At 65.1% G+C, this 14,583-nt stretch carries 15 protein-coding genes and 1 tRNA gene; 10 read left to right on the forward strand and 6 right to left on the reverse strand.

Annotated features, from left to right (window positions below; all coding sequences use genetic code 11):
- The first annotated feature begins 2 nt into the window (after positions 1-2).
- Genes CAFEL_RS05410 through CAFEL_RS05425 form a run of 4 tightly spaced genes read left to right on the forward strand, consistent with a single transcriptional unit; the run spans position 3 to position 3,992 of the window.
- Positions 3-932 (forward strand): pseudouridine synthase, encoded by a 930-nt coding sequence (locus CAFEL_RS05410; RefSeq protein ID WP_194559220.1) that lies wholly within the window; start codon positions 3-5, stop codon positions 930-932.
- Positions 933-1,634, forward strand: a complete 702-nt coding sequence (gene cmk, locus CAFEL_RS05415) for a (d)CMP kinase (RefSeq protein ID WP_194559221.1) — start codon at positions 933-935, stop codon at positions 1,632-1,634.
- Positions 1,631-3,274: a ribosome biogenesis GTPase Der gene (der, locus tag CAFEL_RS05420; protein WP_228496161.1), complete on the forward strand. Its 1,644-nt coding sequence runs from the start codon at positions 1,631-1,633 to the stop codon at positions 3,272-3,274. The genes cmk and der overlap by 4 nt, the downstream gene beginning before the upstream one ends.
- 4 nt (positions 3,275-3,278) lie before the next feature.
- Positions 3,279-3,992 (forward strand): CE1 family esterase, encoded by a 714-nt coding sequence (locus CAFEL_RS05425; protein ID WP_194559222.1) that lies wholly within the window; start codon positions 3,279-3,281, stop codon positions 3,990-3,992.
- Here the strand turns inward: CAFEL_RS05425 and CAFEL_RS05430 are convergent.
- On the reverse strand, positions 3,989-4,771 hold the full coding sequence (locus CAFEL_RS05430) for a class I SAM-dependent methyltransferase (protein ID WP_194559223.1): 783 nt from the start codon (positions 4,769-4,771) through the stop codon (positions 3,989-3,991). The two genes, CAFEL_RS05425 and CAFEL_RS05430, sit on opposite strands and share 4 nt — an antisense overlap.
- Positions 4,772-4,791: 20 nt before the next feature.
- Between CAFEL_RS05430 and CAFEL_RS05435 the strand changes: the two genes are divergently transcribed.
- From CAFEL_RS05435 to CAFEL_RS05450, 4 genes are read left to right on the forward strand one after another with little or no spacing between them, the layout of a single operon-like run.
- Complete coding sequence (locus tag CAFEL_RS05435; RefSeq protein ID WP_194559224.1) at positions 4,792-5,733, forward strand: CE1 family esterase; 942 nt, start codon at positions 4,792-4,794, stop codon at positions 5,731-5,733.
- 48 nt (positions 5,734-5,781) lie between these two features.
- The gene (locus tag CAFEL_RS05440) at positions 5,782-6,747 is read left to right on the forward strand and encodes a diacylglycerol/lipid kinase family protein (RefSeq protein ID WP_194559225.1); all 966 of its coding nucleotides are present in this window, start codon (positions 5,782-5,784) and stop codon (positions 6,745-6,747) included.
- 43 nt (positions 6,748-6,790) lie between these two features.
- Complete coding sequence (locus CAFEL_RS05445) at positions 6,791-7,327, forward strand: gamma carbonic anhydrase family protein (protein WP_194559226.1); 537 nt, start codon at positions 6,791-6,793, stop codon at positions 7,325-7,327.
- A gap of 55 nt (positions 7,328-7,382) precedes the next feature.
- A complete protein-coding gene (locus CAFEL_RS05450) occupies positions 7,383-8,264 on the forward strand; it encodes a 3-hydroxyacyl-CoA dehydrogenase (protein WP_194559227.1) in 882 nt (293 codons plus the stop codon).
- Here the strand turns inward: CAFEL_RS05450 and CAFEL_RS05455 are convergent.
- Both CAFEL_RS05455 and CAFEL_RS05460 read right to left on the reverse strand, forming a co-directional pair.
- A complete protein-coding gene (locus tag CAFEL_RS05455; RefSeq protein ID WP_194559228.1) occupies positions 8,261-9,490 on the reverse strand; it encodes a type II toxin-antitoxin system HipA family toxin in 1,230 nt (409 codons plus the stop codon). The two genes, CAFEL_RS05450 and CAFEL_RS05455, sit on opposite strands and share 4 nt — an antisense overlap.
- Before the next feature lie 2 nt (positions 9,491-9,492).
- On the reverse strand, positions 9,493-9,789 hold the full coding sequence (locus tag CAFEL_RS05460; protein ID WP_194559229.1) for a helix-turn-helix domain-containing protein: 297 nt from the start codon (positions 9,787-9,789) through the stop codon (positions 9,493-9,495).
- A gap of 117 nt (positions 9,790-9,906) precedes the next feature.
- Between CAFEL_RS05460 and CAFEL_RS05465 the strand changes: the two genes are divergently transcribed.
- Entirely contained in the window at positions 9,907-10,266 is a 360-nt protein-coding gene (locus CAFEL_RS05465) for a VOC family protein (protein ID WP_290172354.1), read from the forward strand.
- 45 nt (positions 10,267-10,311) lie between these two features.
- On the opposite strand, the gene CAFEL_RS05470 is transcribed toward CAFEL_RS05465, so the two are convergent.
- From CAFEL_RS05470 to CAFEL_RS05480, 3 genes are all read right to left on the reverse strand, one after another.
- A tRNA-Pro gene (locus tag CAFEL_RS05470) sits at positions 10,312-10,385 on the reverse strand.
- A gap of 112 nt (positions 10,386-10,497) precedes the next feature.
- On the reverse strand, positions 10,498-10,896 hold the full coding sequence (locus CAFEL_RS05475) for a YchJ family protein (protein ID WP_194559231.1): 399 nt from the start codon (positions 10,894-10,896) through the stop codon (positions 10,498-10,500).
- Positions 10,896-12,122, reverse strand: coding sequence for a bifunctional alpha/beta hydrolase/OsmC family protein (locus tag CAFEL_RS05480; RefSeq protein ID WP_194559232.1), 1,227 nt, complete (start codon positions 12,120-12,122; stop codon positions 10,896-10,898). The genes CAFEL_RS05475 and CAFEL_RS05480 overlap by 1 nt, the downstream gene beginning before the upstream one ends.
- A gap of 109 nt (positions 12,123-12,231) precedes the next feature.
- On the opposite strand from CAFEL_RS05480, the gene secA2 reads away from it, so the two are divergent.
- Complete coding sequence (gene secA2, locus CAFEL_RS05485) at positions 12,232-14,523, forward strand: accessory Sec system translocase SecA2 (RefSeq protein ID WP_194559233.1); 2,292 nt, start codon at positions 12,232-12,234, stop codon at positions 14,521-14,523.
- Positions 14,524-14,583 lie beyond the last annotated feature (60 nt).

Consider the following 14,583-nt stretch of genomic DNA (forward strand, 5'->3'; position numbering starts at 1 on the left):
GCATGACACCACCCGCTCGCCGAGATGGCACACCGGATAAGCGTGGGAAGGACGATACGTTCTACATCTCCTACGCCAAGCCGGCTAAGAAACAGAATGTCCGCCTGAACAAGAGGCGCCAAAACGCCGCGAAGAATCAACCGAACCCGCTGGACGATAACTGGTGGGACGAAGACCCGGCAGCGGCGAAGGCCGCGGCTGAAGGCGTTCGACTGCAGAAGGTGCTCGCGCAAGCGGGCGTAGCTTCCCGTCGACACGCAGAAGCGATGATCGAGCAGGGCCGCGTCGAGGTCAACGGCGAAATCGTGATGCGCCAGGGCATGCGCGTGAACCCGAACGTGGATATCATCCGCGTCGACGGCGCGCGCATCAACGTCAACGAGGAGCACGAGTACTTCGTCTTCAACAAGCCCCGCGGCGTGCACTCGACTATGAAGGACGAGATGGACCGCGTCTCGGTGGGTTCCTACCTGGCGGAGCGCACCGCGTCCGGCCAGCGCCTGTTCCACGTCGGCCGCCTCGACGCGGACACCGAGGGCCTGCTGCTGCTCACCAACGACGGCGAGATGGCCAACCGCCTGACCCACCCGAAGTACGAGGTGGCCAAGACGTACTTGGCCACGGTGCTCGGCGAGGCCAACAATGCGGTGGTCAAGCAGCTCAAGGAGGGCATCGAGCTTGACGACGGCCCGGCGAAGGTGGACTACGCGCAAATCGTGGACGTGCACAACGGCCAGTCCATCGTCCGCGTGGAGCTGCACGAAGGCCGCAAGCACATTGTGCGCCGCATGCTGAAACAGGCCGGGTTCCCGGTGCAGCGACTCGTTCGCACGAAGTTCCACACGGTACAGCTCGGCGACATGAAGCCGGGTTCCATGCGCGCGCTGAACTCTTCTGAGCTTGCGTCGCTGTACAAGGCGGTGGGGATGTAAATGGCTGACACACTCTCCAACACGGAAAACGGCGGGCTCATTGTGGCTGTGGACGGGCCCTCGGGCACCGGCAAGTCCACCATGTGCCGCGCGCTGGCGAAACGCCTGGACGCGAAGTACGTGGACACCGGGGCGATGTACCGCGTGGCCACGTTGGCTGTGCTGCGCGCGGGAGTTGACCCAGCCGACACGGCGAAGGTAATTGAGGCGACCGCGGACCTGCCGTTGGAGGTCTCCGACGACCCGGATTCCACCGAGGTGCTATTCGCCGGCGAGGACGTCAAGGCGGAAATCCGCGGCGCCGAGGTGACCAAGCACGTCTCCGCCGTCTCCGCCATCCCCGAGGTGCGCGTGAACCTGGTGGAACTGCAGCGCAAGCTCGCCCGCGAGTCAGGGCGCGCGATCGTGGAGGGCCGCGACATCGGCACCGTCGTGTTGCCGGATGCACCCGCGAAGGTGTTCATGACGGCGAGTGCAGAGGTGCGCGCGAAGCGACGCTACGACCAGGACGTTGCGGCGGGGCGCGAGGCGGACTTCGACGCGGTGCTTGCGGACGTGCAACGCCGCGACGAGGCAGATTCCTCGCGCGCGACCAGCCCGCTCAAGCCCGCGGACGACGCGGTGCTTGTGGACACCTCCGAGATGACCCCGGACGAGGTCCTGACGGCACTGACCGAGGTCGTGGAAAGGAGCGCACGATGAGCGAGCGCAACAACAACCCCAGTTCCAACGACGAGCACCTCGAGCCGGAAACGCAGTTCATCCAGCCCGGCATCGACCGGTCCGGCTACACCGACATGGATGCCTACGTGGTCGGCGCCGATAGCGCCGAGTACTACGAGAACAAGGACTTCAACGCGGAAGAGGACCTGCAGGGCTTCGAGGACGCCGGCATCGACGAGTCCGAGTTCGGCGAGGCCGACTTTGGCGAGGGCTACGACTCTGACGACGAGCTGACCGAGGAGGAGTGGGCCGAACTCGAGGCGGAGTACGGCATCGCCCAGCCCGACGTGGTCACCGAGGCGCTGCCGACGGTTTCTATCGTGGGCCGCCCGAACGTGGGCAAGTCCTCGCTGGTGAACCGCTTCATCGGCCGCCGCGAGGCCGTGGTGGAGGACCACCCGGGTGTCACGCGCGACCGGGTCAGCTACATCACGGACTGGGGCGGGCGCCGCTTCTGGGTGCAGGACACCGGCGGCTGGGACCCGGACGCGAAGGGCATCCACGCCGCGATCGCCCGCCAGGCGGAGGCCGCGATGGCCACCTCCGATGTCATCGTCATGGTCGTGGACGCGAAAACCGCGATCACGGAGACGGACGCGGTGATGGCCCGCAACCTGCAGCGCTCCGAGGTTCCCGTGATCCTGGTGGCGAACAAGTTCGAGTCAGACAGCCAGTGGGGCGACGTGGCCGAGTTCTACGCGCTCGGCTTGGGCGACCCGTGGCCGGTCTCCGCGCTGCACGGCCGCGGCGGCGCGGATGTGCTTGACGAGATCATGCGCCTATTCCCGGCCGAACCGCGCGTGAAGGAATCCATCACCGGCGGCCCGCGCCGCGTCGCGCTGGTGGGCCGGCCTAACGTGGGCAAGTCCAGCCTGCTGAACAAGCTGACTAAGTCCAACCGCTCAGTGGTGGACAACGTTGCCGGCACCACCGTGGACCCGGTGGATGAGCTTGTGCAGCTGGATAAGGACCTGTGGACCTTCATCGACACCGCCGGCCTGCGCAAAAAGGTCAAAAACGCCCAGGGCCACGAGTACTACGCGTCGCTCCGCACCCGCGGCACCATCGAGGCCGCTGAGGTGTGCGTCGTGCTCATCGACGCCTCGGAGGAGATCTCTGAGCAGGACCAGCGCGTGATCTCCATGGTGTTAGAAGCAGGCAAGGCGATGGTCATCTGCTTTAACAAGTGGGACCTGATGGACGAGGACCGCCGCTACGACTTCGACCGCGAATTCGACGAGACTATGGGCCAGCTCAAGTGGGTGACCAAGCTAAACATCTCCGCCGACACCGGCCGGGGTCTCCACCGTCTGGAGCCGGCGATGAAGGAGGCGCTGGAGAACTGGGATAAGCGCATCTCCACCGGCCAGCTGAACAACTGGCTGCGCGAGGCGATCGCGGCGAACCCGCCGCCGATGAAGAACAACCGCCTGCCCAAGCTGCTGTTCGCCACCATGGCCAGCACCCGTCCGCCGACAATCGTGCTGTTTACCACTGGGTTCCTCGACGGCGGGTACCGCCGTTACCTGGAGCGTAAGTTCCGCGAGCAGTTCGGCTACCACGGCACACCGGTGCGCATTGCGGTGCGCGTGCGCGAGCGGCGCGGCAAGAAGGGCTAGGTCTATGCGGCAGCGCACGCTGGAGGTTGGCGGTGTGGAGCGCAGCTACCACGTCTGCGTTCCCGCAGGTCACGCTGGCGCGCTGCCGGTGATCGTCGCCCTGCACGGCAAGGGCGACAACGGCCGCGATTTCCTCGCCGGCACGGGCCTGCACCGGGCGCGCGCCATCGTCGCCGCACCAACGGGTGCGGGACTTGCCTGGTCGCCCGCGCCGTACGCCCGCACCACCTTCGATGAGGATGCGGCGTTTGTGCGTGCGCTTATCGACGACCTCCGGTCCACCTTCGCCACCACCAACACCTACCTGGTCGGCTTTTCCAACGGCGGGGGACTGGCAGTGCACCTGAGTCTGACAGACCTCGACCTCGCTGGCGTCGCCACCGTCGCAGCGGCCGTGCGTGCAACCCCGGACGAGCTAGCTGCGGGCGCGCAGCCGCTGGATTACCTGAACATTCACGGCACCTTCGACGACGTGGTGCCGTTTGCCGGCGAGCAGCGCTCCCCGTACAGCGGGAGAGAAGACGACACCACTTTTGGTGCACCCGACGTGGTGGCGGCGTTTGAGCGCCGCAACAGCGACCGCGCCCGCGCCGAACTGATTGCGGTGGAGGGCATGGGCCACGAGTGGCCCACAGGGCCGTGGGCTGCCCGGCGCGGCGTGGACGCCACCAAGGCGATAGTTGAGTTCTTCGGGCTGGAGTTTAACCGCGCCAGCTAGGCGCGCTCGTAGACGAAGGCGTCGGTGCGGTACGGCAGCGGGATGGTGTCGCCTGTGTCGAAGCCGAGGCGCTCGTAGAGGTACCAGGCGAGGTTCGCCTCCATCTTGGCGCGAGTGCGCTCGTTCGCTTTCAGCCAGTAGGAGCGGGTAGCCATGAGTTCGAAGCAGTCCTCGACGGCGATGGGGTGGAGCCACTCCTGGCGCAGCTCGTCTGTCAGCTGCCAGGGGGAGGCGACCTCCGGGTAGAAGCCCTCGCGCTGTACGTCTCCGGAATGCATGATGCGGCTGAGCCTCAGCACCCAGGGGTGGCGCACGGCCAGGGTGTTCCAGCACAGCACGAGGCGCCCGCCGGGACGGATCACGCGGTCGGCCTCGGCGCTAGCGGCGTGTACATCCACCCAGTGCCAGGTTTGCGCGCACGTCAACGCGTCGACCGCGTCATCGACCAGGCCGGTCGCTTCGGCGGTCGCGCGCCACACGGGCACTTGGGGAAGCACCGCGTGGAACACGCGGGTCATGTCTGCACTGGGATCGCAGGCGAGCACGGAACGTGAATCGTCGCAAAGCAACTGTGTGAACTTGCCGGTACCTGCGCCTATGTCGCAGACAGTGCCGGGGCCGACGAGCTTACTTAGCGCGTCGGGGTAGGTGGGGCGGGCGGCGTCGTAGCGTGTTGCGTCGCGGGTGAACGCTTCGGCGGCGCCGCTGCGGTGTGCGGAGTTTCTGAACGTGGGGCCGGCTTTCCTGCTGGGGCCTGGCTGTGTTCTGCTCGCGTGCACGATGGTCTAATCTACCTTGCGTGTTTCTCCGCCCCATGACCCGCGCCGCGGCCGCCATCGGCTTGGCCGTCACCTGTTTTAGCGTCGCAGGGTGCGCGGGGGATACGGCACGGCTGCGTACTGCGATAACCACGGAGCCGGATCCTCCCCAGGACGTCGTGCGTGAGGTGGAGCCGTGGTCCGATCCGGCGATAGAGCGCAGGCAGATCACCTCTGCCGGGCTCAAGCGCGATTACATCCTGTCGGTGCCGAGGGGCGCGAAGCAGCGCGACAGGCTTCCGCTGATCCTGGTGTTCCACGGCTACAAGGAGGACGCGGAGCGGATCCGCCAGCACTCGCAGCTGGACAAATCTGATGCCATTGTGGCGTTCATGGACGGAGTGGGCAAAGCCTGGGCGCCTGCCCCGTACGCGGAAACGGCCGGAGAGCAGGACCTCGCGTTCGTCGACGATGTGCTCAATCAGGTGGAGGGCGAATACTCCATCGACCGCACCCGCATTTTCGCCGCCGGTTTTTCCAACGGCGGCGGGTTTGCGGCGTTTGTGGGCTGCCAGCGACCGCAGGAGTTCAGCGGCGTGGCCACCGTGGCCGGCGCGTTTTACCAGCGCGTTTCCGCCGGGTGCTCCAGTATCCCGATGAAGCACGTGGACATCCACGGAACCGCCGACCCGATCATCTCCTACGACGGCGGCGAGCGCCATGAGACGGTGTACAACTCCACGCCCGAGATGCTCGAGGAGGCGGCGGTGCGCAACCACTGCGCGGGCCGTAGGGAAGACGTTGCGCTGTCGCCCACGGTGACGAAGCTGAGCTGGGAGGACTGCGATGCTGCGCTGTCGCACTACCGCATTGAGGGCGGGCCGCACGTGTGGCCCGGCGGCGCTTCCGACAAGACCGGCCTGGTGTCGGAGGGGTTTGCAACCCGCACGCTGCTGGAATTTTTCGGCGTCGGGTTGTCGTAGCCGCGCGGTGCGACGCGATTGTGCCCCGGCACAGCTACGATGAGTCGCGTGAATGTCGCGTCTAGTTCCCGGGTGACAGTGGTGTTCAACCCCGTGAAAGTCCACCTGGGTCGGCTGCGCCGCGCCGTGGAGCGCTACGCCTGGGAGGGTGCGGATATCGAGTGGGCGGCAACGACCGCGGAAGGGCCCGGGTTTTCCCAGGCCGTCCGCGCGCTCGAGCACGGCGCCGACTTGATCATCGCCGCTGGTGGCGACGGCACGGTGCGCATGGTCGCGCTGGCCGTGTCCGGTTCCAAAACTCCTATGGCGATCGTGCCGGCGGGCACAGGCAACATGCTCGCGCGCAACCTCGGGGTGCCGCTTGTGCTGGAAGCGGCGGTGCACCGGGCGTTTTCCGGCACCGACCGGCTCATCGACCTCTGCCGCGCCGAGATGGTCTACCCCGACGGCCGCACTGAGCACTCCGGCTTCGCCGTCATGGCCGGTGTCGGCGTGGATGCGGGCATGATCCACCGCACCCGCGACAGCCTCAAGGCCGCGGTCGGGCCGCTCGCGTACGTTCCGGCCGTGTTCCAATCGCTCGGCGGCGGCAATAGCGTAGACGTGGACATCACACTTGACGGCGATCCCACGGTTACCACCTCCTTGCACACCTGCATCGTCGGCAACTGCAGCGACCTGGTGGGCGGGATCCCGCTGTTGCCGGACGCGCTGCCTGACGACGGGGTCCTCGACGCCGTGGTACTGCGTGCCGAAGATGTGGCCGACTGGGCGGGCATCGGTGGCAAGCTCGCGCTGGACACCGTCCGCGGCGGCATCAATGCGCTTTTGCCCAGCGAGGCGCAGCCGCGGCCGCCAGCGTCGTTGCCGCCGACCATGGAGTACCTCGAGGGCCGCCGGATCACGCTCGAGTTTTCGGAGCCCGAGCAGCTCGAGCTAGACGGCGATGCCGCCGGTGCCGTCAGCGCTGTCACCTTCGACGTGATGCCGGGCACCCTGCGCGTGGTGTGCTGAAAACCTGCTGCCGTCGCTTTGGCGGACAGGCACAATGGTGCGCATGATCTACAGCTTTGAAGGTAAAACCCCGCGGATCCACCCTTCGGCGTTTGTCGCCGATGAGGCCACCATTATCGGCGACGTGAGCATCGGTGAAGACGCGAACATCTGGCCCGGCGTGGTCATCCGCGGCGACGTGGGCACGATCCGCATTGGCAACCGCGTCAACGTCCAAGACGGCTCCGTGCTGCATGTGGACACGGACGGTCAGACGGTGCTGGAAGACGACGTGACCATTGGGCACCTGGCTATGGTGCACGGCTGCCACATCGAACCCGGGTGCCTGATCGGCATGAGCGCGACGGTGCTGTCGCGCTCGCGCGTGGGCAAGGGCAGCATCGTCGGTGGCGGGGCAGTGGTGCTCGAAGGACAGCAGTTGCCGGAGTTCTCTCTTGCCGCCGGCGTGCCCGCGAAGGTGAAGCGAACGCTCGAGCCGGACACTTTTGAGGCGCGGTTGAGGCACGCGGCGTACTACGTGGAGCTGGGCCGGCGGTCAGCGACTGGTCTTGTGGCGGTGGACCGGGCGTCCCTTGCGTAAAACTTCACAAGAGAACTGCTGCCGAAGTCACATCAGCAGGAATAACGTGACTGGTATGACATTCAATAGCGTAACCGTACTTGGTGCAGGTGTCCTGGGCGCGCAGATCGCTTTTTGCTCCGCGTTCGCGGGCAAGAAGGTAGTGTCCTACGACATTAACGACGAGGCCCTCGCGGCCGGCAAACAGCGTTTCGACGCCATCGGTGAGCAAATGAAGGCGGAGCTCGAGTCCGCTAACGACGAAACCATTGCGGCGGCGCACGAAAACCTCACCCAGACCTCGGACCTTAAGGAAGCGCTAGCGAACGCGGACCTGGTCATCGAGGCGGTCCCGGAGAACCTCGAGCTCAAGCGCAAGGTCTGGGCCGAAGTGGGGCAGTACGCCCCGGAGACCACCGTCTTTGCCACCAACACGTCGACCCTCATGCCGAGCAAGTTCGCGGACGCGACGGGTGCGCCGGAGCGCTTCTTGGCACTGCACTTTGCCAACCACATCTGGATTCAGAACACCGCCGAGATCATGCCGCACGAGGGCACCGACCCGAAGTATGTGGATCAGCTCGTGGAGTTTGCGGAGCAGATCAACATGGTGCCGGTCCCGCTCAAGCGTGAGCAGCCCGGCTACGTGCTGAACACCCTGCTGGTGCCGCTGCTCAGTGCCGGCATGTACCTGCTGCACCACGACATCGCTGACCCCGTCGACATCGACCGCGACTGGTGCAACTCCACCGGCTCCCCGCGCGGGCCGATTGAGATCATGGACCTCGTCGGCGTGCGCACCTTGGTCGCCGTGATCGAGTCCAATGAGAACGCCCCGCAGTGGCAGAAGGACTTCGTTGAGACGACGCTGAAGCCGATGGTCGCAGAAGGCAGGACCGGCCTGGAAGCTGGGCAGGGCTTCTACAAGTACGACGCGAGCGGCAAGATCGTGTCCTAAGCGCGGTGCTCGCGGATAAGCACTTGAGCTCGCTGCAGATGCCCTCCGTCAAAACTGGGCGCAACCTGTTTGTCCTCGGCGACGGCGATTTGGTTTCTGCGTGCGAGCTCTTTCCATTGTTTCACTGCGTCGACTGCGCGGCTGAGTCGTTCGATGGCTTGAGTGTCGTTGAGGTCAAACCAGCCCGCGGCCCCCATGAGTGTGTCTACTGAATCGTCGCCGACTACGTCCACGGAAGTGGCAAAATTGGTTTTGGTGGCGGCGGGCGTGATATCGAAAACGGGGGAGAGCCGCCACGCGCCATCTACGCGAATGAATCCGTGGTTTCGCAGGTGGTTATCGGTGTTGCCCACCAGCAGGTTGATCGCTGTCCTGTTGAAAAGCTCAGCCGCGGAATCGCCATTGATGCTCAGCAGCCGAAGCTCCTCGGCGATCTCGACCATGGATGCACGGTCGCCGTCCGTACGATTGAGCAGAGTCATTGCGGACATGTAGGGGATACGGGCTTCGTTTCCATCCTCACCGTAGGCTCGGTCGAACCTTTCCAGAAGCAATACGGACCGCCCGTTAATCTCCAAAAGTCTCGAACTCGGTGTGGAGATGCCCGCAAGTTCTGCGATATCCAAACAAACCTTTTCCCAGGCAACCGCGTCGATAGTGTCTGCGGATGAGGAGAACTTCGCCATCATCAGTTTGCCTTCGTCATCAATGACTGTGGCTTTCGGGCGGGCGCCACCCAGAGAGGATCCGGCAACGGCGATGCGTCTCAGGGCATCCACTGCATCATCGCCCTCCTCAACGGCGCGCGAGGCACGCTCAATGTCAGCGAGGTTCACAAGTTTGGGCACCCGGCTGCTTGGCGATTGGGTCACCCCGTTCACTTCGAAACGCAACGCTCCTAGGCGAAGGCGATCATCAACACCGAGGAGGTAGTCGACTTCTGTCGGCTGTTCACCCCGCCGCGCAAACTGCTTTTGAATGAGCATTCGCCCCCAGCGATCTGGAGCAGAATCAGAAAGAGCGGTCGGCAGATGCCCGCGATCAGAGACGAGAGGTTGCTTTCCGCCGTGAAGGGGAAGCGCAGGGCTGATCGTGTACGCGCCTGGAAGTTGTATCCACTCCTTTTCGTACTCGAGCGTCCCACCGTGCTGGTACGGAAAATAGGTTGCGACAGAGAGCTTGCGGTCTTCGACCTCCGTCCAGATGCGTATAGACGTGGGTGCCATCGCTAAATCATCTGCTCAATCAAAGCCCGACCGCGATCATGCTCCATCGGATCAACCGCGTCTCTCACCCGGTCAAGCAGTTGAAACGCACGGCACACTCGGAGGAAGTTTTCCAGTGTTGCGCCGTGGCCTTGCTCTAAGCGGCGCAACGTGGACACACTCACGTCGGCGCGGTACGCAGCCTGCTCGATCGTGAGACGGTTGAGGCGGCGCCAGCGCTGCAGATCTTCGCCGATCTCGATAAGCCCACCTTCGACCGCGCGAGGGGTTCTTCGGCTACTCACCTTTGACGTATTCATAGCTATATTCTGCCATATTTGAGTAGTTGGTGGATGGGGTGAGCGAGACCTAATCACCGTCGAAGCAGCTTACGTAACCTGGGAGGCCCTAAAATGTCGAGAAGGAGAGGTACCCAGGTGAACCGCGAAATTGTCTTCATCGTTTACGCGACCGACATTGATAGATCGGTCGAGTTTTACTCAGGCCTCCTGGAGCTGGAAACCGACTTTGTTTCACCCCGCTATGTGACGTTCGCTTTGGCGGACGGTGTTGCTCTCGCACTGTGGACCGGAAATTCGGAGGCACTTGCCAGCGCCACGGCACGCACCACGGAAGTGTGCCTCAACGTCAACCGAGACGAAGTCATGGACGTGTTCCAGGCCTGGTCTGACAAGGGGGTTGACGTCATTAAAGAACCCCACCAGGACGTGTTCGGAACGACCTTTGTGGTTGCCGATCCAGACGGCAACCAGATCCGCGTGGCACCTGTCGACTAGCAACGTCGCCGAAAGAGAACCCCCCGAACCCCCAGAAAAACTTTGTCGGACTGACAGGATTTGAACCTGCGACCCCCACACCCCCAGTGTGGTGCGCTACCAAACTGCGCCACAGCCCGATCCGCTACTGCTCAGCGCGAGGCTGAAACCGTAACTGCGCAAATATTACAGCACTGTCATACGGACCCAAAACCGGCAGGTCACCAGACAGTCACCGCTGACACCCAAGGGTTAGCGGACCACGCCGTCGACGTAGACCCAGCGCCCGGCGCGGCGCTCGAAGCGGGAGCGTTCCCGCATGACACCGCCGGGGTGGTGGGCAGCGAACTCGACTGCGCCCTCGGCGTCGAAGGGCCCGCCGCCGGCGGTGCCCAGCATTTCCAGGCGGGTGAACGGCTCGCCGGACGGGTCCACGGCCAGATCCGCCGGCCGCGTCTCATCGGCCCAAGTCTCCGCGACATAGGAGCCCGCGCCGCGCACGTAGGCGGTGTAGCGCGATCGCATCAGAGCTTCAGCGGTGGGCGCCGCAGAGGAACCGTCGATGTAGCGCCCGCAGCACGCCTCGTACGGCAGGCCCTGCCCGCAGGGGCACAACCCCCGCACGTCCGCCCACAACCCGGATTCAGCCATTACTTGCCCAGGCGCTCCGCGCGGTGGAGCTTGTTCTGGCGGCGTCGGCGCTCAAGCGAGGCGGTCTCCGCGGTCGTTTCGATCTCGCCCTTGGCCACGTAGCCGTCCACGGTGGAGGAGGCGCCAGCGGCGCGCAGGGTCTCCACCTCGTCGTCCGTCAGGTCGCCGTAGAGGGTGATCAGGCGGGTGAAGGTGCCGTCGCCGTTGTGGTTGACTTCCACGCGGACGTCGTCAAGCTGCATGCCCTTGGCCGCCTCGCGCACCGCCTGCGAGCAGCTGACGGCGAGCGCGGACATGTACAGGCCGGTGGAGGTGACACCCTGGCCCTTGCCGCCGGTGTTCTTGGAACGGTCGGTGGTGATCGCGCGGTCGGAGGTGCGCACCACGTCGCCGTACTTCGTGCCGCGCGCGGAGTAGGACACGGCGTTGGTGTCCGTGGTCTTCGCGGGGACGAACAGCGGCTGGATGTATTGCTGCACCCAGGAGCCGATGATGTCTGCGGCGCGCTGCGCGGTGCCCTGGCGGGTCAGCAGGTGGTCCGCTTTGTCCAGCGCCATCAGGGACTTGGGGTAGCGGGCCAGGGAGAAAATGTTCTGGGCGTTGTCGATGCCGACGGTGACGTCGATAGGCGAGTGCACGACAAGCAAGGGCTTGCGCAGCTTCGGCAGGTACTCCTCCGGGTTGGTCTCAGCCAGATCCTCGAGGAACTCGCGCGAGATGGTCAGCTCCCGTCCGCCGAGCACCACGCCGACGGAGCCATTCGCATCAGCCTCACCGATGGCGTGGGCGTAGTGCAGCACGGAGTGTGCCGGGTCGAACGGCGCGCCGACGGTGGCCACAGCCTTGATCACCTTCTTCAGCTCGGGGCGGGTGGCGGCCTTCAGAGTGGCGGCGCCGCCGAGCGAGTGGCCCATGAGCAGCTGCGGGGCCTTGTAGTTCTCCTCGAGCCACAGGGCAGCGGCGACGATGTCGTCCACGTTCTCGGAAAACGAGGTGTCCTGGAACTCGCCCTCGGACTGGCCCAGGCCCGGGAAGTCGAAGCGCAGGGTGGCAATGCCGTGCTCGGTGAGCCGCTTGGCAATGCGGGATGCACCGGGCGTGTGGCGGGAGCCGGCGAAGCAGTGGGCGAAAATGGCGTAGGCCTGCGCGGGTCCGTCGGGGCGGTCGATGGTCGCAGCCATCATGTGGCCCTTGGACGACGGGACTTTCACGTTCATAGACAGCATGGGTAGCCGTTTCCTCCTGCGGCTCGGCGGTTCAACGCAACGGTTACTTTCGCTGCAAGACTAATCGTCGCACCAACTGTTTGGCACGTTGGCGTTATTCTTAGCCCTTATGGGCAAGTTTGACTGGTTCTGGAAGGCCATGGGCTCCACCACGGAGCGCAACAACAAGAAGTCGAAAGCCGTTGTCGCCAACGCGCACGGGTTAATCGAGGAGCTTTCGCTTCTCGACGATGCTTCGCTCGCCTCCGCAGTCGCCTCCACCGTGCGCGACGGGGCCATCGCCGACAAGCCGCGCTTTCTCGCCGGGCTGTCCGTCGCCTCCCAGCGCACCCTGGGCATGACGCCGTTCGAGGTGCAGAATCAGGCCGTGCTGCGCCTTTTAGAGGGCGACGTGATCCAGATGGCCACCGGCGAGGGCAAAACGCTCGTCGGCGCGATGGCCGCCACCGGGTTCGCGCTGCAGGGCAAGCGCGTCCATCTGATCACGGTGAATAACTACCTGGCCGCGCGAGATGCGGAGTGGATGCGCCCGCTCGTGGAGTTCTTCGGGTTGACGGTGGCGGCGGTCACGGAGTCGTCGACACGCAAAGAGCGCGTCACGGCGTACCGCAGCGACGTGATCTACGCGCCGGTGACCGAAATCGGCTTCGACCACTTGCGCGACAACCAGATCACCTCCCGCGAGCAGACCGTGCAGCCGCCTGCAGACGTCGCGCTCGTCGACGAGGCCGACAGCGTGCTTGTGGACGAAGCACTCGTGCCGCTCGTCCTCGCCGGTTCGGAAGGATCGAAGCAGGCCACCGGCCAGATCACCGAGGCCGTCTCCCACCTGGATGAAGAAAACGACTACACCATCGACGCAGACGGGCGAAACGCCTTCCTCACCGATGACGGGGCGAAGAAGGTGGAGCGCCTGCTGGGGATTGACTCGCTGTACTCCGACGAGCACATCGGCACCACTCTCGTTCGCGTGAACCTGGCGCTGCACGCGAAGGCGCTGCTGATCCGGGACGTGCACTACATCGTCGACGACGGCAAGGTCGCGCTCGTGGACGCCTCCCGCGGCCGTGTGGCGGAGCTGCAGCGCTGGCCTGACGGCCTGCAGGCCGCGGTGGAATCCAAGGAGGGGCTGGACGTGTCCGAAGGCGGGCGCATCCTGGACTCCATCACCCTGCAGGCGCTTATGCGCCGCTACCCGCTGGTGTGCGGCATGACCGGCACCGCCGTGGAGGCGACCGACCAGCTGCGCAGCTTCTACGGCCTGCACGTGTCTGTGATTGACCGCGCCAACGAGCTGCAGCGTTTCGACGAAGCCGACCGGATCTACGCGACGATGGAGGAGAAGAACTCTGCGATCGTCGACGAGATCGCGCGCATCAACTTCACCGGCCAGCCGGTACTCGTGGGAACCCACGATGTGGCGGAGTCCGAGGCGTTGGCGGAGGCATTGGAGGCCCGCGGCATCGCGGTCAACGTGCTCAACGCGAAAAACGACGCGGAAGAAGCCCGCATTGTCGCGGAGGCCGGCGACGTGGGACGGGTGACCGTCTCCACGCAGATGGCGGGCCGCGGCACCGATATCCGCCTGGGCGGCGCAGATGAGCGCGACCGCGACAAGGTTGCCTCCCTCGGCGGCCTGGCCGTCATCGGCACCGCGCGGCACCGCACCGCCCGCCTGGACAACCAGCTGCGCGGCCGCGCCGGCCGCCAGGGCGATCCCGGATTGAGCGTCTTCTTCGTCTCCCTCGACGACGACATTGTCACCTCCGGCGGCGACGGCGAGCAGTTTTCCGCCCAGCCGGAACCGGACGGCCGCATCACGGGCAACCGCGCGCAGCACTTCATCGAGCACTGCCAGCGCGTCACCGAAGGCCAGCTGCTGGAGATCCACTCGCAGACCTGGAAGTACAACAAGCTGTTGGCGGACCACCGCGACATCCTGGACGAGCGCCGCGCCGCCCTGCTGGACACCGACACCGCCTGGCGCGAGCTGTCGGAGCGTTCCCCGCAACGCGCCGCCGAGCTTTCGCACCTGCCACAGGACGTGCTCGAGCAGGCAGCGCGGGAGATCATGCTGTTCCACCTGGACGCGGAGTGGTCCGAGCACTTGGCCCTGATGGACGACGTCCGCGAGTCCATCCACCTGCGCGCCATCGCCCGCGAAACGCCGATCGACGAATACCACCGCATCGCCGTGCGCGAGTTCAAGGACTTGGCTAACCGCGCGGTCGCCGCGGCGGTGGAAACATTCAACTCGGTGGACATCGACGCCGACGGCGCGCACCTGGCGGATGCAGGGTGGAAGCGTCCGAGCGCGACGTGGACATACATGGTCTCCGATAACCCGTTGGCGGGTTCCGGCAACTCCGTGATTTCCGGAATCGGCAACATTTTCCGCTAGGCATTCTCCGGTAGCCGCCCCTTCGGGCGGGCCGGACGCTATTATGGCGAGAGATCTCAA

Source organism: Corynebacterium afermentans subsp. lipophilum, from assembly GCF_030408375.1.
Classification (GTDB): Bacteria; Actinomycetota; Actinomycetes; order Mycobacteriales; family Mycobacteriaceae; genus Corynebacterium; species Corynebacterium lipophilum.